Genomic DNA, 19,064 nt, shown 5'->3' on the forward strand with positions numbered 1-19,064 from the left:
GAAAAATAGACGCCGCAGCGGAGAAAAAGCAGCGGCGAGACAGGGAAGAAATTATTTCTGTGAATCAGCGTCTGATGGAGTAACGACGTTGCTGTCGTTTTCATCATGAGCATTTTCATCATGGATATTTTTATTATTAACAGCAGGTGTTGCAGCGGCTTCGACTGCCTCGTTCAGCTTACGTGAAATCGGCTTGCCATAATCCTGATCGCTATAGCGCGTCAGCCACAGCGACAGAGCTTTCAGCGAGTCCGGCGTAAATTCATCGCAGCGTGCGGTGATTTCTTGCGGCGTCAGCCAGCTAACCTCATCAACCTCTTCTTCCTGTAGCGCAAACGGCCCGTGGGTGACGCAGCTAAACAGCCCGCCCCATACCCGGCAATTCTCGCCTTCGTAATAGAACAAGCCGTGCTCTGCGAACGGCACGCCTGCAATGCCAAGCTCTTCTTCGGCTTCACGGCGTGCGGATTCCAGCATCTGCTCACCGCTTTGCACTACGCCGCCAGCGGTCGCGTCCAGCCAGCCTGGATAGAAATCTTTGATTTTCGTCCGGCGCTGCACCAGAATTTTACCCATTCCATCATGCACAACAATGTAAGTAGCACGATGGCGAAGACTCTGAGCACGCATCTGCTGACGACTTGACTGAGCAATTACCTCGTTGTTTTCATTGACGATATCAACCCACTCTGTGCCTGCTGCCTGACTTTGTTCCGCCATCCTCTGAAACCCTTTAGTATTGGCACGTTGCTACGCGCGTCTGTTTTAAATGATCGAACTTTGCTGTGAATATTCCCTGCTGCCTTGCTGTTATTCAAGGTCAAAAACAGGGTATACGCTAAATTAGTGCCTAATCGCGACCTGTGCAATAGGTTCGCCGCCGTGTAACGGCAGAACCCGCAGTTCGTCTTGTTCAAGTAAACCGTAGCTCGCGGGGTATCCCCCTTTCGGCAAGCTCACTGAGCCGGGATTGAAAAAATAATATTCCCCGCGTTGTTCAGCAACGGGGATATGAGTATGACCATATACCAGCACATCCCCCGCGTGTAGCGGTGGCATATTATCTGGATGATAAAGATGACCGTGCGTCAGGAAAAGGCGATTCTGCGGCAATAGCACATGTTGCCAGGGTGCCGTTATCGGAAAGGTCAGCAGCATCTGATCAACCTCGCTGTCGCAATTTCCCCGTACGGCAATGATACGTGACGCATAAGCGTTTAGTCGTGTAGCCACTTCCGCAGGCTGATACGCCTCCGGCAGCGGGTTGCGTGGGCCATGATTGAGAAAATCGCCCAACAAGATAAGCCAGTCGGCCTGACTCTGCTCAAAGACTTCCAGCACGCGCTCCGTCGCACTGAGGGAACCGTGTATGTCGGACGCAAACATCAACTTCATCGTTATCTCCACAACGTTTATATCAACAATGCTACACCCACAACACCCGCATCCTTCATCGGACGTAGTCTACCAAAGTTGGCAGCACGCTTCCGGTAAAGATCGTATAACGAGGTGCGCCATCGTTTATTTTTCACTCGTAGAAGTGGTAGGGTAAGGGCCCGTTCCTCAATACGCTATTCTGACAGCGCATCGCTCTCTGAAGCGATCAACTGCCATACAGTCCATGATGTTTTTCTGAATTAAAACGGAGACTTGATTCATGATTGACCTGTATTACGCACCAACCCCTAACGGGCACAAGATCACCCTGTTTCTGGAAGAAGCTAATCTCCCCTACCAGCTCCACCGCGTGAATATCAGCAAAGGCGAACAGTTCAAACCGGAATTTTTGGCTATCTCGCCTAACAACAAAATCCCCGCGATTGTCGATACGCAGCCCGCGGAAGGTGACACGCCAATTAGCCTGTTTGAATCTGGCGCGATTCTGCTCTATCTGGCGGAAAAGCACGGCGTGCTATTGAGCACGTCATTACGTGAGCGTACGGCCACACTACAGTGGCTGTTCTGGCAGGTCGCCGGTTTCGGGCCAATGCTGGGGCAGAATCATCATTTTAACCACTATGCCCCTCAGCCAGTGCCTTACGCCATTGAACGCTATCAGCAGGAGACGCAGCGCCTGTATCGCGTGCTGGATAAACATCTGCAAGACAGCCCTTGGCTAGCAGGAGAAAATTACAGCATTGCCGATATCGCGACCTACCCGTGGGTCGTTTCTTATGCTCGCCAGCGCGTCGACCTTGATGATTACCCAGCGGTGAAGGCGTGGTATACGCGTATCAGTGAGCGCCCGGCAACGCAACGGGCTTACCAGCTCGCCGAGCAATAAAATTCTGGCATCATCTCATTCGGCCTTTGGGTATCTTCTGCTATGGTAATCAACATATTGTCGTTAACGATACCTGACGCTGCGCTTTAGTCGCAGTAACAGAAGCAACCGAGGGCCGAGCAATGCCACATCATCCTTCTGACGCCATTATTCGTATAAAAAATCTGCGGCTGCGCACCTTCATCGGTATCAAAGATGAGGAAATCGCGAATAAGCAGGATGTGATCATCAACGTTGTGATTCACTACCCAGCAGAACAAGCACGCAACAGCGAAAATATTGCCGATGCGCTGAACTACCGCACCATCACCAAAAACATTATTCGCCACGTAGAAGATAACCGCTTCGCTTTGCTGGAAAAATTAACGCAGGATGTGCTCAACATCGCCAGCGAGCACGAATGGATAACCTATGCTGAAGTAGAAGTAGATAAACCGTTTGCCTTGCGATACGCCGATTCGGTTTCCATGACCCTGCGTTATCACAAGGCATAAAGATAAGGGGAAGCGATGCAACTACTCATAACAGGCGGAACCGGCCTTATTGGCCGCCATCTTATCCAACGATTACAGCTGCTTTCCCATGACATCACGGTACTGACACGCGATCCTGAGCGCGCTCGAGGCGTTCTCGGCAATCAGGTGGAATATTGGTCCACGCTGAGTAATGTCACCTCACTGAACGACTTTGACGGCGTCATCAATTTGGCGGGCGAACCTATCGCCGACAAACGGTGGACGCCACAGCAAAAACAGCGTCTGGCAAAGAGCCGCTGGAACATCACCGAACAGCTTGCCACGCGGATAAAGGCCAGCAGTGAGCCGCCAGCGGTTTTTATCTCAGGATCCGCTGTCGGGTATTATGGCGATCAGGGAGAAGCGCTGGTCACCGAAGATGAATCCCCAGTCGATGAATTTACACATCATCTGTGCGCCCGCTGGGAAGCCCTGGCACAGTCCGCCGAAAGTGATAAAACCCGCGTCTGCCTGCTACGCACCGGCATTGTTCTGTCAGCACAGGGGGGCGCGCTGGCAAAAATGCTGCCAATTTTCCGCCTCGGACTTGGCGGGCCGATGGGTTCCGGCAAGCAATATATGCCGTGGATTCATATTGATGACATGGTGAACGGCATTATTTATCTGCTGAACCAGCCGATACTGAGCGGCCCTTTCAATATGGTTGCGCCCTATCCGGTTCATAATGAACAATTTTCTGCCATGCTGGCACACGTATTGGATCGTCCCGGTTTCTTACGGGCTCCCGCTTTTGTGCTCAAACTACTGATGGGAGAAGCGTCGACGCTGGTACTGGGTGGACAGCGCGCCATTCCGCAGCGGTTAGAAGCCGCAGGCTTTACTTTCCGTTTCATTGAGCTGGAAGAAGCCCTGCAGGACGTCATCAAAAAACCGAGCTGATAACTATCCATCTCAGGTTGCTGGTAGCCTTTTCGCAGAACGAGAACGATGATAATGGGATAGAAGAGTAAAGCGTCCGCGCCAAGGATGGCGCGGCTCGAGCGTACACGGATGTATTCACAGCGTCTTTACGATCTACCCATTATCATCGCTCAATGCACATCATCAGCCCCAAAACCTACTTCAACGCACCGGACAAAAACTGCTGCAGACGTGCACTTTTAGGGCTACCGAACAGTTGATCTGGTGGTCCTTCTTCTTCAATTACGCCCTGATGCAGGAAGATAACGTGGCTGGAAACATGACGGGCAAACTCCATTTCATGGGTCACCACCACCATCGTTTTCCCTTCTTCCGCAAGCTGCTGCATGATGCGCAACACCTCGCCGACCAGTTCGGGATCCAGCGCTGACGTAGGTTCATCAAACAACAAAACTTCCGGCTCCATCGCCAACGCCCGTGCAATAGAAACGCGCTGCTGCTGACCACCGGAGAGATCCGACGGGTATTTCTGTTGGGCCACATCCGTGATCCCGACCTTGTTCAGGTAGAACACCGCCCGCTCACGCGCTTCCGCTTTACTGAGTCCTAATACCTGAATTGGCGCTTCCATCACGTTCTCTAGCGCCGTCATGAAGCTCCACAGGTTGAAGTGCTGAAACACCATCGTCAGACGCGTCCGCAGCATCTGAAGCTGCTTTTTATCAAAAACCTTCAGCTGTCCGTCAGTATCACGCACCATGCGAATTTCCTGATCGCTGACGTAAATCGCCCCTTCACAGGGTTTTTCCAGAAAATTAATACAGCGCAGTAAGGTACTTTTCCCCGAACCGGACGACCCGATAATCGAAATAACGTCACCCGCTTTCGCCTGTAATGAGATCCCTTTCAACACCTCATGCTGGCCATAACGTTTACGCAGTTCCGTCACCATCAGTTTGTTATTCGACATACTCTTTTTTCCTGCGTTTAATGGGATGAACGGGTATAAAGATGACGTAACCAGTGCCGTTCCGCCTTTCTGAACAGCCCAATTAACACAAACGAGATCGCCAGATAGATGACCGCCGCAATACCAAAGGCATAAAACGGCTGGTAGGTTGCCGCATTGATATCACGGGCAATCTTCAAAATATCCGGCACCGTTACGGTAAAGGCCAGCGCCGTTGAATGCAGCATCAGAATCACTTCGTTACTGTAGGCGGGCAACGCAATACGCAGCGCACCTGGCAAAATAATGCAGCGATACTGCTTAAAGCGGGAAAAGCCGTATGCTCTGGCCGCTTCAATTTCCCCATGAGGTACCGCGCGGATTGCTCCCGCAAAAATCTCTGTCGTGTACGCACAGGTATTCAGCGCCAGCGCCAAAATGGCACAGTTTAACCCGCTGCGAAAAAAGGCATTCAGCATGTCGGTGCCACGCACAATCTCCAGGCTATACACGCCAGAATAGAACACCAGAAGCTGCACGTAGAGCGGCGTACCGCGGAATACATAGGTGAATAGCCAAACCGGAAAGCTGAACCGGCGTCGCGGCGACACCCGGGCAATCGCCAGCGGCAGTGCCATCAGCCCGCCGATAACTACCGAGGAAATGAGCAGCCAGAGCGTCATCGCCAATCCAGTCAGTCGGTAACCATCGCTCCACAAGAGCGGCTGCCAATATTGTTGCAGGATCTCACTCATAATTTATTTTTTTGACTCCCTGCGAATAGTGCCTTTCCAGCCACCACAACACGCCGTTAGAAATGGTGGTAAAAATCAGGTACATCGCCCCGGCAACCAGCGCAAAATAAAACGGTTCGTGTGTGCCCTTGCCGGCCAGTTGCGTCGCCTTAATCACATCATTCAGGCCAAGCAATGACACCAGCGCCGTCGCTTTCAGGATCACCTGCCAGTTATTGCCGATGCCCGGTAGCGCAAAGCGCATCATGGAAGGAAACAGAATACGGCGGAACACCTTCATGGGAGAGAAACCGAACGCGACGGCAGCTTCGATTTGCCCGCGCGGCACGGCAAGGTAGGCACCACGAAAGGTTTCCGTGAAATATGCGCCGTAAATAAAGCCCAGTGTAATAATCCCGGCAGTCAACGGATCGATGTCAATCTGATCCAAGCCGATCGATTCCGTCACGCCGTTTAAGACAATTTGCAGACCATAGAAAATCAGCAACATCAGTACCAGATCGGGAATGCCACGAATCAGCGTGGTATAGCAGGAAAAACACCCCGCCAGCAGACGGTTGGAAGACAGCTTCGCCGACGCACCAATCAGGCCGATAGCCAGCGCCAGCAGTAACGAACTCGCGGCCAGCTCCAGCGTCATGATGGCACCATCCAGAATTAGCTGGGAATAGCCATAGAGCATCAATGATATCCGTTGAAATAGCGGTTAATGGCACGCTGCGTCATCAGTCAGGAATACGGCACGAGAGGAACGATCCCGTGCCGCATGCCCTACGATCCCGCTACACATGTGATAAAGAAATGAGAGTCACGGTGGCGACATTAGCCGCCGTAGACGTCAAAATCGAAGTATTTTTTCGCAAAGGTATCGTAGGTACCGTCTTTACGCATTTCTTCAAAGGCTTTATCCAGCGCGGCCTTCAGCTCAGTATCCGCTTTACGCAGACCCATGCCGGTCCCCACACCGAAGAATTTGTCATCTTTTACCGCCGGGCCAGCAAATTCATAGTCTTTACCCGCATCAAGCTTCAGGAAACCTTCACTTGCGGCGACTTCATCCTGAAAGGCTGCATCAATACGGCCTGCGGCCAGATCGGCATAAATCAGATCCTGATTTTGGTAAGCGACAACGTCAACGCCTTTCGGCTGCCAGTTAGCATTGGCAAAGGCTTCCTGTGTTGATGCCTGCAATACGCCAACACGTTTGCCGCCCAGAGAAGCTAACGTAGGTTCAATGCTCGCCCCTTTCTTCGCAATCAGGCGTGAATTGGCTGCATACAGCTTCTCCGTGAAGGCAATTTCCTGCTGGCGTTTTTCGGTGATGGACAGAGAAGAGATGATGGCATCGATTTTTTTAGCTTTAAGGGACGGAATTAACGCATCAAAGTCGCTTTCGACAAATGTACAGTTAGCCTGAATACGCTTGCACAGCTCTTTCGCCAGATCGATATCAAACCCAACCAGTTCACCGCTGGCGTTTTTGGATTCAAAGGGAGCATAGGTAGGATCGGTACCAATTTTAATATTCTTAGGAATCTCCGCCATCGCGCTACCCGCAGCCAGAATGAGTGCCAACGGCAAGACTTTGATCAGTTTCTTCATATTGCTACCCTTATCATGAGTGATTGATGTCATGTGTCGTCAATGTCGGAATTATTTAGAGTGTATTGCTTTAAAAATGAACGATATGAGTGCTATTTGTTTTCTACGCCGACTATTACCGTTTTTGTAGCAGTTTTCATGCCACAATGAACGTAGGGATGTCGTAAAAAACTCATGAGCGAAGCGCACAGAAAATAATAGTTAACCGTTTGATTCTGCAATATTTTAAGAGAATTTTTTTGGCGCATAATAATAAGAATAGATAACATTGCCATGAATACCAAAACTCAATCGCACCATTTCAGTGCCTTTGTGCACAAAATTAGTGCAATGTGATAAAAAAGCACAAAAAAAGGGCAGTAAAAGTTTACCACCCCGAGAGAAAAAAATAGCGTACCTGAATCTCTACCCTGCTACGACGCACCTTGCCAGCGGATAAAGAGATCTTTTGGCAGGTCGATGTCAAACTGGTCCAGAATACGATTCACCGTCTGCTCGACAATATCCTGCACACTTTCTGGGCGATGATAAAACGCAGGCACAGGCGGCATGATCACCGCACCCAGCTCAACGGCGGTGGTCATCAGCCGCAAATGCCCTAAGTGCAGCGGCGTTTCACGTACCCCCAGCACCAGAGGACGACGCTCCTTCAACACCACATCAGCCGCACGGGTCAATAGGTTGTCACTGTAGCTGTGCACAATGCCGGACAGGGTTTTTATCGAACAGGGTAGAATCACCATCCCCGCCGTTTTAAACGACCCCGAAGAGATGCTGGCAGCAATATCACGCGTGTCATGTACCACATCGGCCAGCGCCTGTACGTCACGCAGGCTAAAATCCGTTTCTAACGCCAGCGTCTGCCGGGCGGCCTGACTCATGATCAGATGCGTTTCGATACCTTCCAGCGTCTGTAAAACCTGTAGCAGCCGGATGCCGTAAATGACGCCGCTGGCACCGGAAATTCCTACAATGAGTCGCTTCATTCATACTGCCTCTGGCTGGCCGCGTAAGCAGAAACGCGGAAAAATCATCTGCGCAAACTTTGCCGTATTGATTAGCGATAAGCAAGGATAAGCGCCGAAAGCCTGTTTTCTTTATACAACTGTTTTCCAGATACAAAAAAGGGGGAAGACACTTTCGCGCCCTCCCCCTTCAATACAGCCTTAATGTGCGACTAGCCGTTAACCTTCGTTGTGCAATTCCAGATCTTCGACTTCATTCTGGCTACGCAGCGCTTTGGCATCGTCATTGCGCAAGACTTCCAGATAATCCAGATAGCCTTGATCGACATCCTTCGTCACGTAAATCCCGTTAAACACTGAACATTCAAACTGAGCGATATCCGGGTTATCTTCACGCGCAGCTTCAATCAGATCGTCGAGATCCTGGAATATCAGCTCATCAGCACCAATAATCTTACAGATTTCATCCACTTCGCGACCGTGGGCAATCAGTTCATTGACGCTCGGCATATCGATGCCGTACACGTTAGGGAAACGAATTTCCGGTGCCGCCGAGGCCAGATAAACACGCTTGGCTCCTGCTTCACGCGCCATCTCCACAATCTGCTCCGACGTTGTACCACGCACGATGGAGTCATCCACCAGCAGCACGTTCTTGTCACGGAACTCAGCACGGTTGGCGTTCAGCTTACGGCGTACCGATTTCTTACGCGCCTGCTGTCCCGGCATGATAAACGTACGGCCAACATAGCGGTTTTTCACAAATCCCTGACGATACGGCTTGTTGATGATGCGCGCGATTTCCAGCGCGATATCACAAGAGGTTTCAGGAATCGGGATCACGACATCAATATCGAGATCTTCCCACTGGCGCGCAATTTTTTCACCGAGCTTCTGGCCCATGCGAACGCGTGCGCTGTAGACCGAGATTTTATCGATGAAAGAGTCCGGGCGAGCGAAGTAGACATATTCGAACAGGCACGGGTTGCTCTTTGGATTCTCTGCGCACTGGCGGGTAAACAGCTGCCCTTTTTCCGTAATGTAGATCGCTTCTCCCGGCGCCACATCGCGTAAAAATTCAAAGCCCAGCGTATCCAGCGCGACGCTTTCTGACGCCACCATATACTCGCTGCGGCCATCTTCCAGATCGCGCTTACCGATAACCAGAGGACGAATCCCGTTTGGATCGCGGAAAGCCACCATACCGTGACCAATAATCATGCCAACACAGGCATAAGCACCGCGAATTTGCTGGTGCGTTGCGGCAACGGCCGCAAAAATATTATCGGCTTCCAGCGGGTAGTGTTGGAAACGGTCCAGCTCTCTGGCGAAAATATTCAGCAGAATTTCAGAATCAGACGTGGTGTTAACGTGACGGCGCTCCTGCTCGAACAGCTTTTTACGCAGTTCGTGGGCGTTAGTCAGGTTACCGTTGTGAGCCAGCGTGATGCCGAACGGAGAGTTAACATAGAAAGGCTGTGCTTCCGAGGCGCTGGAACTGCCAGCGGTCGGATAACGCACATGGCCAAGCCCCATGTTGCCCTGTAAGCGTTGCATGTGCCGCGCTTCAAACACATCTTTCACCAGGCCATTGGCCTTACGCAGGCGAAAACAATTAAAGGCATCGATGGTCACAATACCCGCAGCATCCTGCCCACGGTGTTGCAACACCGTTAACGCGTCATAAATCGACTGGTTGACCGGTGTAAAACCGGCGATACCGACAATACCGCACATGGTGTCTTTTCCTCATCAGCGCTACCGCAGCGGTAAATGCTGCGGCAAGAAACTTGACGTGCTTTGCAGGTAGTCAAAAAACCACCTGATAATATAACTGAACTGCGGGATTAACTGGGATTGCTTCCAGTCATCACTTTGTGAAAAACCGGTGAACGTATCCAGAAAGAATAGCAGTGCGGAAACGATCAGCACTCCGCGCAGCGCACCAAAACAGATGCCCAGAACGCGATCGGTGCCGGATAATCCGGTACGTTCAACCAGTGAACTAATCACATAGTTGACGATAGCTCCCACAATCAACGTTGCAATAAACAGAATGGCAATCGCAATGCCGTTACGCACCAGCTCATCATCAAAACGGGTGAAGTAGACCGCGAGGTAAGCGTAGTAATGGCTGGCGACAAAAAAAGCACATCCCCAGGTTACTAACGACAGCGCTTCGCGAACAAACCCCCGGATCAGGCTAACCAGAGCCGAAAATCCAATGATGCCAATAATGACGTAATCAACCCAAACCATGAACTATCCTAATAATGAACGATGCTACCGATAAGCCGCTACGTCATCCTGTTCGCGGCGCATTCTAACAGAAAAAGAAAACGTTTGCGTAGCGTATTTCCGCCGATTTCATCGATAGATAATCAGGCGAAAAAACCGACAAGACGTCATGCCTGATTCTATTAACTATCGGCATCTCAAAACTCACAGCAGGCATCTTAAAACAGATGCGGGGCGACGTATCACCGGTGTGAACCTCATCCCCGCGGCCTGCTTTTGCTTATTTACGTGATCGACTGCTTTACGTGGCCGACTGCGAACCATCCATCACGTAATCATCACGCTCGACGACCTTAACGAACGGAATGTGCTCGCACCTGCCCGCTTAGCCCACTGAGCTGTTTCAACTCGCCCAGTGAAGACTCCAGCTTCTGCTTCGAGGCATCCGGCCCCACGTAAATACGGGTGATTTCACCCGAAACCGGCGTTGATGGCACGGTATACGCGCGGTAGCCGGAGAGACGAAGCTTAGCGACAATCTCGTTCACCTTATCCGCGTTTTTCAGCGCACCAAGCTGCACAATATAGGCCTGTCCGACAGGCGCTTGCTGCGTCGGCTGCGTTTCAGGCTTCACTTCCGGTTTGGGTTCCGGTTTAGGCTCTGGCTTCGGTTTCACCTCTGGTTTCACTTCTGGCTTCACCTCAGGTTTTGGCTGAGGCTTCGGCGTCACTGGCGCGGGCGTCTGAACCGGCGGACGTTCAACCACCACTGGCGGTGCCGTCATGGCTGGCGTATTCGTGCCAGAATGGGACGATGGCGGCGCCTGCGTCGTGGTTTCAGGTGCTGTCGTTGTGGATGGTGTAGACGATCTCGCTTCGGCTTCCGCGCTGTTTTGCATCGCCGCTTCCGCCCCTTCCGGTGGCTGACTCGGCAACGACGGATTCAGCGCAGGCAGCGCTTCCATCTCATTGCTGTCACCCGGTTTGGGGATCAGCGGAATCGATGCAAACTCGTCTTCGTAGTGCTTTTTCTTGCCGTCCAGCAGGCCGGGTAAGACGATCACGCCCAGCGCGACCAGAATAACCGTACCGACCAGCCGATTCTGAAATTTACTCGCCATTCGCCTTCTCCTCATCCAGCGCTTCCATCACATGCGCTACCGTATGAAAAGATCCACACACAATGACGATATCCTGCGCCGTCGCCTCGGACATCGCCTGCTGCCAGGCGGTAACGACATCGGGGAACGATTGGCTGCGCGTCAGGTGCTCAGCAATCTGCTGCGCCGTTGCGCCACGCGGCCCTTCCAGCGGTGCGCAATACCACTCATCCACTACGGGTGTTAAGTGGGCCAGCGTACCGGCGATGTCTTTATCCGACAGCATGCCAACGACAGCCCGCACTTTTCCGCTTTTCGGCAGCCCGGCCAAACGGTTTGCCAAATACGCCGCCGCATGAGGGTTGTGCGCAACATCAAGAATCAATCGCGGTGACGCCTGCACGGTCTGGAAACGACCGGGTAATGCCGCGTGCTGCAAGCCTTGTCGAATTGCCTCTTCACTCACGTTGAGTGAAGAATAGTGCAATGCAGCCAGAGCCGTGGCGGCATTGGCTAACGGTACGCTGGGTAACGGCAACCGTGACAGCTCGCGCTGCTTATCCTGCCAGCTCCACGTCTCGCGCTGCATTGAATATTCCCAATCGCGACCACGGCGGCGCAGTTGCGCGCCTTTCTCAGCGGCAACGTCGGCAATCGTTCCTGGCATATCCGGTTCGCCGACAACGGCTGGTCTACCCTGCCGGAATATCCCGGCTTTCTCGCGACCAATGCTTTCCCGATCGTTACCTAACCAATCGGTATGGTCGATCGCGATACTGGTTACCACGGATACATCCGCATCCACAATATTGGTGGCATCCAACCGCCCGCCTAGCCCTACTTCCAGAATAACGACATCCAGATTCGCCTGCTTAAAGAGTTGCAGCGCCGACAGCGTACCGAATTCAAAATAGGTGAGCGATACCGCCCCTCTTCCCGCTTCGATATCCGCAAACGCCTGAGTATGCAGAGCTTCAGGCAATTCTTTGCCCTGAATACGCACTCGCTCGGTATAGCGAACAAGATGGGGAGAACTGTACACCCCCACCCGCAGCCCGGCGGCTAACAGAATGGACTCCAGCGTACAGCAGGTCGTTCCTTTGCCGTTTGTCCCCGCGACGGTGAAGATCGTGGCGGCAGGCTGGAGCAGTTGAAGATGTTCGGCAACCTGCTTAACGCGATCCAGGCCTAAATCAATGGCCTGAGCGTGCAGGTGCTCAAGATAATGAAGCCACGTGACCAAAGGTGACGTGGCTTGAGGTATTTGAAGAGTATCCATGAGTCCCGTTCACTAGCTTACGGTTCATTGCGGGCAGAGCGTGCGTATTGCTACTCGGTCGAGAACGACGTGGTCGAGTACCACACGTCCTGCCCATCATGTCAATTATGCGTCATCCTGTGATGATTCAGACGGCGCATTGCTGCGGATTTCCACATCATCGTTGCCCGGTTCTGGATGGTTCGTCAGTTTGGCAAGAATAGTGGCCAGCTTGTAGCGCATTTCCGGACGACGAACGATCATATCGATCGCCCCTTTCTCAATCAGGAATTCGCTGCGCTGGAAACCCGGCGGCAGTTTTTCACGCACGGTTTGTTCGATAACACGTGGGCCAGCAAAACCGATCAGCGCTTTCGGCTCGGCAATGTTCAGGTCGCCCAGCATCGCCAGACTCGCGGAAACACCGCCCATAGTTGGGTCGGTCAGTACTGAAATGTAAGGCAAGCCACGATCGCGCATTTTGGCCAATGCAGCACTGGTTTTCGCCATTTGCATCAGCGACATCAGCGCTTCCTGCATACGCGCACCGCCACTGGCGGAGAAGCACACCAGCGGACAACCATCTTCCAACGACTGCTCAACGGCACGCACAAAGCGCGCGCCCACAACAGACGCCATTGAACCGCCCATGAAAGCAAACTCAAATGACGCGACGACAATCGGCATGCCGTAAAGCGTACCTTTCATCACAACCAGCGCGTCTTTCTCATCGGACTGTTTCTGTGCAGAAACCAGACGATCTTTATATTTTTTGGAATCCCGGAATTTCAGGATATCCTTCGGTTCCAGTTCGCTTCCCAGTTCGACAGTGTTTTCTTTATCCAGAAAAGCCTGTAGACGGGCACGCGCGGAAAGGCGCATATGGTGATCGCACTTCGGGCAGACACCCAGATTGCGCTCCAACTCGGCACGATAAAGAACCTGGCCGCAGCTATCACATTTTGTCCAGACCCCTTCAGGGATGTTCGCTTTACGGGTCGGTGTGATATTGCTTTTGTTAAGAATTCGTTCAATCCAGCTCATTGATAACCTTTCTGCTTGAACCTGGCAAATGCCAGTCCGCTGTTCATGTTATTCCCTGACAACATTGCCAATGAAAAAATGCCTGAGACGCACGACAATCGCGGTACAAAGGCATCGGCATCAAGGGTGTTCCCAAGAACAGACCATAAATGCTGCCCATTAAACCATAACGTTCCGGTACTGTGGATAAAAAACTGGTCAAACCGGATGTTAAAATACTTCACTTATTTCACATTGCCGCGCGAAGCCGCTCTACGATGACGGGCAATCTCAATAATGCCCGGCAGGATAGAGAGAAAAATAATCGCGACAATCAGTAATTTCAGATTTTCCTGCACCACCGGCAAATCGCCAAACAGGTAGCCCGCATAGGTGAATGACAACACCCACAGCAGCGCACCAATGACATTATAGGCTGCAAAATGCCGATAGCTCATGTGCCCCATCCCGGCGACAAACGGCGCAAATGTTCTCACAATCGGGACAAAGCGCGCCAGAATTATCGTCTTGCCACCGTGGCGCGCGTAAAACGCATGCGTTTTATCCAGATAGCTGCGGCGGAAAATCTTTGAGTTCGGGTTGCTAAACAGCTTCTCGCCGAACAGTCGTCCAATAGTGTAGTTCACCGCATCGCCCGTAATCGCGGCAACGATCATCAGGAACACCATCGTGTGCACATTCAGATCGTTCGACGGCAGCGCCGCCAGCGCCCCTGCGACAAACAGCAGCGAATCTCCCGGCAGAAACGGCGTCACCACCAGTCCAGTCTCACAGAACAGAATCAGGAACAAAATGGCATAAACCCAGACACCATATTGCGCCACCAGTTCCGCCAGGTGAACGTCAATGTGCAGAATAAAATCAATAATAAACTGTATAAACTCCATCACAACTTCTTCTCCCCAAAGTGTCTATCGAACGCACGCGGTCGATATACGCAAAGCAGCTGCACTATCCGTGTTGCCTTGCGTATAGCACGCTGAATAGCCTCGTCTTTAATACGCATCGCACGCTGCCTTTTGGCCTACAGCCATCTGGTAGCGTGCAACAGGTAAAAGGCGCACTCGTTACAACAAAAACGTCAATCGGCTAAAAAGAGCGGCCCCATCGTAGGCTGCGGCAAAGCAAAACGCGCGGGATAGTCTACCGCTACCAAATACAGCCCTTCGGCTCTGGCCGTTGCGCCAGCCAGCGTACGATCTTTGGCCGCCAGCAGCTCTGCAATCCACGACTCGGGGCGATTGCCACAGCCGACGTCCATCAGGCTACCCACGATATTACGCACCATATGATGAACGAACGCATTGGCCTTAATATCTACCACGATATAGTCACCGTGACGTGTAACCTTTAAATGATTTACATAGCGCCACGGCGTGCGCGACTGGCACTGCACCGCCCGAAAAGAGGTGAAATCATTCTCCCCCAACAGGCATTGCCCGGCACGCTCCATGCGTTCCACGTCTAACGGGTGATAAAAGTGCGTCATACCACGCGAAAGCACCGCTGGACGATAGCGGTGATTGTAGATGACATAGCGGTAGCGACGTGCCGTCGCGCTGAAACGTGCATGGAAATCCTCATCCACCGTTTTCACCCAGCGCACCGCGATATCTGGCGGTAAATTTGCATTCACGCCCATCGTCCATGCGGCATCTTTTCGGATCGCATGCGTGGTGAAATGCACAACCTGCCCGGTGCCGTGAACGCCAGCATCGGTCCGCCCGGCGCAAAACACCTCTATCGGTTCATCCGCGACTTTGCTCAGCGCCTTTTCAAGACAGGCCTGCACGCTAGCGACATCAATCTGACGCTGCCAGCCATAATAGAGGCTACCGTCGTACTCAATGCCGAGCGCGATTTTCAGCGGGGCGCGTTCGTTTTCCGCAGCGGCATCGGCCTGAGTAGCCTCTGCCTGAGTGGTTTCCGACATTACCCGAGATACTCCCGCACCAGACATTCTGCCGTTTCCACCGCCATCAGCGCGCCGCCAAAGCGAGCGTTATCGGCGACCGACCAGAATTGCAGTAGCTCAGGAATACCGTAATCATTACGCAGACAGCCGACGCTCAGTTGCCCATTGCCGGACGCATCGCCAACCTGCGTCGGGTAATCCTGCTCATCGCTTACCTCAATATTCCCAGCATTGAGCAGTTCGTCACGCGCTTCTTCCGCAGACAGCGGACGCAGTGATTCAAGATGAACAACCTGCGCGTGCCCATAGAACACAGGGGATTGAATGCAGGTCACTGAAATCGGCAATCCGTCATCCTGCAAGACTTTACGCACCTGATCGACCAGAACGCGCTCTTCACGCACGCTGCCCGCATCATCAGGCAATAAAGGCAACAGATTGAATGCCAGCTGCTTCGGGAAAATTCCGACCTCAGGTGGAACACCATTCAGCAGACGGGCACTTTGTCCGGCCAGATCGTCTATCGCTGCTTTACCGAGTGCAGAAACCGACAGCATATTGACGACATGCAGACGCGAGAGCCCAGCCGCATCGGTCAACGGCTTAATCACCGTCAGCAGTTGGCTGGTCAGGCTGTCGGCCACCGCGACAATATTGCGGTTACGATAATCTGCCAGCGTATGTGTATTCACGCCGGGTACGACCAGCGGGACATCCGGCTCCAGCGCAAACAGACCGCTGCTGTCGATAACCAGACACCCCGCGTCCCCTGCGTCTTCCGCATAGCGGGCGCTGGCATCCTGACCGGCGACAAAAAATGCCAGCTGCGCCTGTGACCAGTCAAAATTGGCCACATCGGTGACCAGACAGGATTTGCCGTTAAAACGTATGGTTTCACCCGCGCTACGTTCACTGGCCAGTGGATACAGTTCACCCACTGGGAATTCGCGTTCCTGCAATAATTCCAGTAACGCCGTGCCTACTGCGCCCGTTGCGCCCAGCAGAGCAATATTCCAGCCGTCAGACATTTGGTTCTCTCCCAAATTTTGAATGAAACACAAATCATGAATGGAACCGACAGACGATAGTGACGCCGTCTGTCAGTTTATGAATAAAAAAGTGTGATACTCGCGCAACACCGTCGTCAGAGGAACACCGTTAACGTGCATCCCGCACTGACGCTGTGAATCCCAGCGCGTTCAGGCAATCTGCGCTGTCAGCATCGGCGCAGATAACATGGAGTGACGACCATTCGCGTCGTTCCTGATAATGTTTACGCAGGCGATCGAATTCGCCTTCCTGATGCGCTACGTGGCGCAACAACGCATCGTCCCGGCGCACATCATACACCAGATGCACCAGACGTTTTAGCAGCGCCTCATCCAGTGGTGCGGTCAATGTCACTTCAGCATACTCTGGCGCAGGCAAAAGCGACGAAAGCGCCACCTGCTGGGGGGTTCCGATAAACTCGCTCCACGCCTCAAACACCTGCGTGGTGCCGCGCGCTTTTCCTTCCAAGGTATAACCAGCAATATGCGCTGTGCCGATGTCTACCCGCGCCAGCAAGTCGGTCGATAACGCAGGTTCCGGCTCCCATACGTCAAGAATGACGCTGAGTTTTTTACCCTGTTGCAGCGCCTCAAGCAGTGCAGCATTATCTACCACTGGGCCACGACAGGCGTTAATCAGAATACGTCCGTCCGCAAACGCGTTCAGTACGGCGGCATCAACCAGATGGTGAGTACGGTACGGGCCATCGAGATACAGCGGCGTATGCAGCGTCAGAATGTCGGCATCACGTACCAACGTGTCGAGCGGCAGGAAATCACCCGCCTCACCGCGATCGGCACGCGGCGGATCGCACAGCAGCGTTTTCACGCCCCAGGCTTTCAAACGCGCATCCAGACGTCTGCCAACATTACCCACGCCGACAATCCCTACGGTTTTATCACGCAGTTGAAAGCCATCACGCTCGGCCAGCATCAGCAAAGAAGAAAAGACGTACTCCACTACCGCGATGGCGTTACAGCCGGGAGCAGCAGAAAACGCGATCCCGTTGGCGTTAAGCCAGGTGTCATCGACATGGTCGGTGCCTGCCGTCGCGCTGCCGACAAATTTTACCGCCGAACCAGACAGCAGATCCGCGTTCACCTTCGTGACCGAACGCACCATCAACGCATCCGCGTCTGCCAGCAGGTCGCGCGGCAAAGGACGTCCCGGCACGGCCTGCACTTCACCCAGACGGCTAAATAGCTCGCGGGCATACGGCATATTCTCATCAACCAGAATCTTCATTGTCTTCTCCGACATCGGTAGCCAGCCAAAAAAAGCGGGGAGATATTTTGCCACCGAATGGTGCAGAAACCCAAGGCAATTACAACGCGATATCTTTCCATCATCAGTTCACACCCATGAAGATCTTACAAGATGGTCTCTATAGAAAGCCGACGTCATACATGGTTGATAGTCGTCACATGGCTCTGTTATGTTGTTTGCCATTGCCGCACTTGCCCCATTTTTATCGACCAGACTGGCAATTGGTGCGTTTTCCGTCTGGTCTGTTATGAGAAACCCAACGTTGAACGCCCTATTTCCTACCATTGCCGTCCTGATCTGGTCAATTAACGTCATCGTCAACAAGCTTTCCGCGAGCGTTATTGACCCGGCTGCTATCTCGTTTTATCGCTGGCTTCTTGCGTTCCTCGTCATGACGCCGTTCATGCTGCCAACGCTTCGCCATCATGCAGTGGCCATTCGTCAACACGCCTGGAAACTGCTCGTGCTGGGTCTGCTTGGCATGGTGCTGTATCAAAGTCTGGCCTATTACGCGGCACACACGATCAGCGCCGTGATGATGGGAATCATGGGGTCATTAGTCCCGCTACTCACCGTCCTGCTCAGCATTCCTCTGCTGCGTCTGGCCCCCACACTGGGCGTCGTGCTCGGTAGCCTGCTGTCGCTGGTCGGGATTGTCTGGCTGATCGGTGAGGGACACCCAGAACAGATTCTGGCGCAGGGCATCGGCCCCGGTGAATTCATGATGTTTTGTGCGTCGTTGTCCTATGCGCTCTATGGCGTACTGACCAAACGCTGGAGCATCCCGTTGCCCAACTGGGTGTCGCTCTATGTGCAAATTGCCTTTGGCGTCGTCGTACTGATTCCAAACTTCCTGCTGACGGACAATGTACAGCTCAATGCCGACAATCTGCCGCTGGTGATTTTCGCTGGCATCATGGCTTCAATCATTGCACCTTTTCTGTGGATTCAGGGGGTTATGCGTCTGGGAGCCAGCAAAGCCTCCATCTTTATGAATCTGACGCCGATCTTTACGGCGATGATCGCGATTGGCTTTTTACACGAGCCTTTGCACCATTATCATCTGGTCGGTGGGGGCATCACACTACTCGGCGTTATCCTCGCCCAGCGTTTGCGCATTCCATTAGCGCGTAGCTCATAAGCCCCCATGAGATTAGTGCCGTTTTAGGCGTCGCATGACTATCGGCCGTCACGGGAGATTGCTATGATTCATCTCAATCATGACGGCAGTGAGGATAACC

General features: G+C 52.8%; 20 protein-coding genes. 4 read left to right on the forward strand and 16 right to left on the reverse strand.

The features are described from left to right. Positions 1-51 precede the first annotated feature (51 nt). The gene (gene yfcD, locus EIP93_RS15070; protein ID WP_107333160.1) at positions 52-720 is read right to left on the reverse strand and encodes an NUDIX hydrolase YfcD; all 669 of its coding nucleotides are present in this window, start codon (positions 718-720) and stop codon (positions 52-54) included. Between the two features lie 123 nt (positions 721-843). Next, complete coding sequence (yfcE, locus tag EIP93_RS15075; RefSeq protein WP_109224803.1) at positions 844-1,395, reverse strand: phosphodiesterase; 552 nt, start codon at positions 1,393-1,395, stop codon at positions 844-846. Between the two features lie 262 nt (positions 1,396-1,657). On the opposite strand from yfcE, the gene yfcG reads away from it, so the two are divergent. The 3 genes from yfcG to EIP93_RS15090 all read left to right on the forward strand — a co-directional run bounded on the left by yfcG (position 1,658) and on the right by EIP93_RS15090 (position 3,699). After that, positions 1,658-2,284: a GSH-dependent disulfide bond oxidoreductase gene (yfcG, locus tag EIP93_RS15080; protein ID WP_010295413.1), complete on the forward strand. Its 627-nt coding sequence runs from the start codon at positions 1,658-1,660 to the stop codon at positions 2,282-2,284. Positions 2,285-2,406: 122 nt separating this feature from the next. Next, positions 2,407-2,778 (forward strand): dihydroneopterin triphosphate 2'-epimerase, encoded by a 372-nt coding sequence (gene folX / locus EIP93_RS15085; protein ID WP_109224804.1) that lies wholly within the window; start codon positions 2,407-2,409, stop codon positions 2,776-2,778. A gap of 15 nt (positions 2,779-2,793) precedes the next feature. After that, positions 2,794-3,699: a TIGR01777 family oxidoreductase gene (locus tag EIP93_RS15090; protein WP_125232924.1), complete on the forward strand. Its 906-nt coding sequence runs from the start codon at positions 2,794-2,796 to the stop codon at positions 3,697-3,699. 178 nt (positions 3,700-3,877) lie between these two features. Here EIP93_RS15090 and hisP read toward each other — a convergent pair whose 3' ends face one another. The 14 genes from hisP to pdxB form a co-directional block, all read right to left on the reverse strand. After that, complete coding sequence (hisP, locus tag EIP93_RS15095; RefSeq protein ID WP_103862171.1) at positions 3,878-4,651, reverse strand: histidine ABC transporter ATP-binding protein HisP; 774 nt, start codon at positions 4,649-4,651, stop codon at positions 3,878-3,880. Positions 4,652-4,668: 17 nt separating this feature from the next. Continuing rightward, positions 4,669-5,385: an ABC transporter permease gene (locus EIP93_RS15100; RefSeq protein WP_010298523.1), complete on the reverse strand. Its 717-nt coding sequence runs from the start codon at positions 5,383-5,385 to the stop codon at positions 4,669-4,671. Continuing rightward, positions 5,378-6,067 (reverse strand): histidine ABC transporter permease HisQ, encoded by a 690-nt coding sequence (locus EIP93_RS15105; RefSeq protein WP_010298525.1) that lies wholly within the window; start codon positions 6,065-6,067, stop codon positions 5,378-5,380. The genes EIP93_RS15100 and EIP93_RS15105 overlap by 8 nt, the downstream gene beginning before the upstream one ends. Before the next feature lie 140 nt (positions 6,068-6,207). Then, positions 6,208-6,987, reverse strand: coding sequence for a lysine/arginine/ornithine ABC transporter substrate-binding protein (locus EIP93_RS15110; RefSeq protein ID WP_039471300.1), 780 nt, complete (start codon positions 6,985-6,987; stop codon positions 6,208-6,210). Between the two features lie 413 nt (positions 6,988-7,400). Then, positions 7,401-7,973 (reverse strand): UbiX family flavin prenyltransferase, encoded by a 573-nt coding sequence (locus EIP93_RS15115; RefSeq protein ID WP_125232925.1) that lies wholly within the window; start codon positions 7,971-7,973, stop codon positions 7,401-7,403. 198 nt (positions 7,974-8,171) lie between these two features. Next, positions 8,172-9,689: an amidophosphoribosyltransferase gene (gene purF / locus EIP93_RS15120; protein ID WP_010285044.1), complete on the reverse strand. Its 1,518-nt coding sequence runs from the start codon at positions 9,687-9,689 to the stop codon at positions 8,172-8,174. 21 nt (positions 9,690-9,710) lie between these two features. Continuing rightward, positions 9,711-10,211, reverse strand: coding sequence for a colicin V production protein (gene cvpA, locus EIP93_RS15125; RefSeq protein WP_010298532.1), 501 nt, complete (start codon positions 10,209-10,211; stop codon positions 9,711-9,713). Positions 10,212-10,543: 332 nt separating this feature from the next. After that, entirely contained in the window at positions 10,544-11,311 is a 768-nt protein-coding gene (dedD, locus tag EIP93_RS15130) for a cell division protein DedD (RefSeq protein ID WP_103862172.1), read from the reverse strand. Continuing rightward, positions 11,301-12,569: a bifunctional tetrahydrofolate synthase/dihydrofolate synthase gene (folC, locus tag EIP93_RS15135; protein ID WP_125232926.1), complete on the reverse strand. Its 1,269-nt coding sequence runs from the start codon at positions 12,567-12,569 to the stop codon at positions 11,301-11,303. Before folC ends, dedD begins: the two co-directional genes overlap by 11 nt. 105 nt (positions 12,570-12,674) lie before the next feature. Next, positions 12,675-13,592 carry an acetyl-CoA carboxylase, carboxyltransferase subunit beta gene (gene accD / locus EIP93_RS15140; protein WP_103862174.1) on the reverse strand — a complete coding sequence of 306 codons (918 nt, stop codon included), beginning with the start codon at positions 13,590-13,592 and terminating at the stop codon, positions 12,675-12,677. A gap of 224 nt (positions 13,593-13,816) precedes the next feature. Beyond that, a complete protein-coding gene (locus EIP93_RS15150; protein WP_010285058.1) occupies positions 13,817-14,479 on the reverse strand; it encodes a DedA family protein in 663 nt (220 codons plus the stop codon). Between the two features lie 194 nt (positions 14,480-14,673). After that, positions 14,674-15,525 carry a tRNA pseudouridine(38-40) synthase TruA gene (truA, locus tag EIP93_RS15155; RefSeq protein WP_010285061.1) on the reverse strand — a complete coding sequence of 284 codons (852 nt, stop codon included), beginning with the start codon at positions 15,523-15,525 and terminating at the stop codon, positions 14,674-14,676. Then, positions 15,525-16,535: an aspartate-semialdehyde dehydrogenase gene (locus EIP93_RS15160; RefSeq protein WP_125232927.1), complete on the reverse strand. Its 1,011-nt coding sequence runs from the start codon at positions 16,533-16,535 to the stop codon at positions 15,525-15,527. Before EIP93_RS15160 ends, truA begins: the two co-directional genes overlap by 1 nt. 130 nt (positions 16,536-16,665) lie before the next feature. After that, complete coding sequence (gene pdxB / locus EIP93_RS15165) at positions 16,666-17,802, reverse strand: 4-phosphoerythronate dehydrogenase PdxB (RefSeq protein ID WP_010298543.1); 1,137 nt, start codon at positions 17,800-17,802, stop codon at positions 16,666-16,668. A 190-nt stretch (positions 17,803-17,992) separates the two neighbouring features. Between pdxB and EIP93_RS15170 the strand changes: the two genes are divergently transcribed. Further along, complete coding sequence (locus EIP93_RS15170) at positions 17,993-18,964, forward strand: DMT family transporter (protein ID WP_103940999.1); 972 nt, start codon at positions 17,993-17,995, stop codon at positions 18,962-18,964. The last annotated feature ends 100 nt before the right edge of the window (positions 18,965-19,064 follow it).

This window comes from Pectobacterium versatile (assembly GCF_003932035.1).
Classification (GTDB): Bacteria; Pseudomonadota; Gammaproteobacteria; order Enterobacterales; family Enterobacteriaceae; genus Pectobacterium; species Pectobacterium versatile.

Bases quoted from the DNA above. Each gene is read 5' to 3' on its own strand.
- EIP93_RS15100 (WP_010298523.1), bottom strand. From the start codon at position 5,385: ATGAGTGAGATCCTGCAACAATATTGGCAGCCGCTCTTGTGGAGCGAT.
- purF (WP_010285044.1), bottom strand. From the start codon at position 9,689: ATGTGCGGTATTGTCGGTATCGCCGGTTTTACACCGGTCAACCAGTCG.
- yfcE (WP_109224803.1), bottom strand. From the start codon at position 1,395: ATGAAGTTGATGTTTGCGTCCGACATACACGGTTCCCTCAGTGCGACG.
- EIP93_RS15150 (WP_010285058.1), bottom strand. From the start codon at position 14,479: ATGGAGTTTATACAGTTTATTATTGATTTTATTCTGCACATTGACGTT.
- accD (WP_103862174.1), bottom strand. From the start codon at position 13,592: ATGAGCTGGATTGAACGAATTCTTAACAAAAGCAATATCACACCGACC.
- EIP93_RS15105 (WP_010298525.1), bottom strand. From the start codon at position 6,067: ATGCTCTATGGCTATTCCCAGCTAATTCTGGATGGTGCCATCATGACG.
- EIP93_RS15170 (WP_103940999.1), top strand. From the start codon at position 17,993: ATGTTGTTTGCCATTGCCGCACTTGCCCCATTTTTATCGACCAGACTG.
- hisP (WP_103862171.1), bottom strand. From the start codon at position 4,651: ATGTCGAATAACAAACTGATGGTGACGGAACTGCGTAAACGTTATGGC.
- yfcG (WP_010295413.1), top strand. From the start codon at position 1,658: ATGATTGACCTGTATTACGCACCAACCCCTAACGGGCACAAGATCACC.
- truA (WP_010285061.1), bottom strand. From the start codon at position 15,525: ATGTCGGAAACCACTCAGGCAGAGGCTACTCAGGCCGATGCCGCTGCG.
- EIP93_RS15110 (WP_039471300.1), bottom strand. From the start codon at position 6,987: ATGAAGAAACTGATCAAAGTCTTGCCGTTGGCACTCATTCTGGCTGCG.
- dedD (WP_103862172.1), bottom strand. From the start codon at position 11,311: ATGGCGAGTAAATTTCAGAATCGGCTGGTCGGTACGGTTATTCTGGTC.
- pdxB (WP_010298543.1), bottom strand. From the start codon at position 17,802: ATGAAGATTCTGGTTGATGAGAATATGCCGTATGCCCGCGAGCTATTT.
- folX (WP_109224804.1), top strand. From the start codon at position 2,407: ATGCCACATCATCCTTCTGACGCCATTATTCGTATAAAAAATCTGCGG.
- cvpA (WP_010298532.1), bottom strand. From the start codon at position 10,211: ATGGTTTGGGTTGATTACGTCATTATTGGCATCATTGGATTTTCGGCT.
- folC (WP_125232926.1), bottom strand. From the start codon at position 12,569: ATGGATACTCTTCAAATACCTCAAGCCACGTCACCTTTGGTCACGTGG.
- EIP93_RS15160 (WP_125232927.1), bottom strand. From the start codon at position 16,535: ATGTCTGACGGCTGGAATATTGCTCTGCTGGGCGCAACGGGCGCAGTA.
- EIP93_RS15115 (WP_125232925.1), bottom strand. From the start codon at position 7,973: ATGAAGCGACTCATTGTAGGAATTTCCGGTGCCAGCGGCGTCATTTAC.
- EIP93_RS15090 (WP_125232924.1), top strand. From the start codon at position 2,794: ATGCAACTACTCATAACAGGCGGAACCGGCCTTATTGGCCGCCATCTT.
- yfcD (WP_107333160.1), bottom strand. From the start codon at position 720: ATGGCGGAACAAAGTCAGGCAGCAGGCACAGAGTGGGTTGATATCGTC.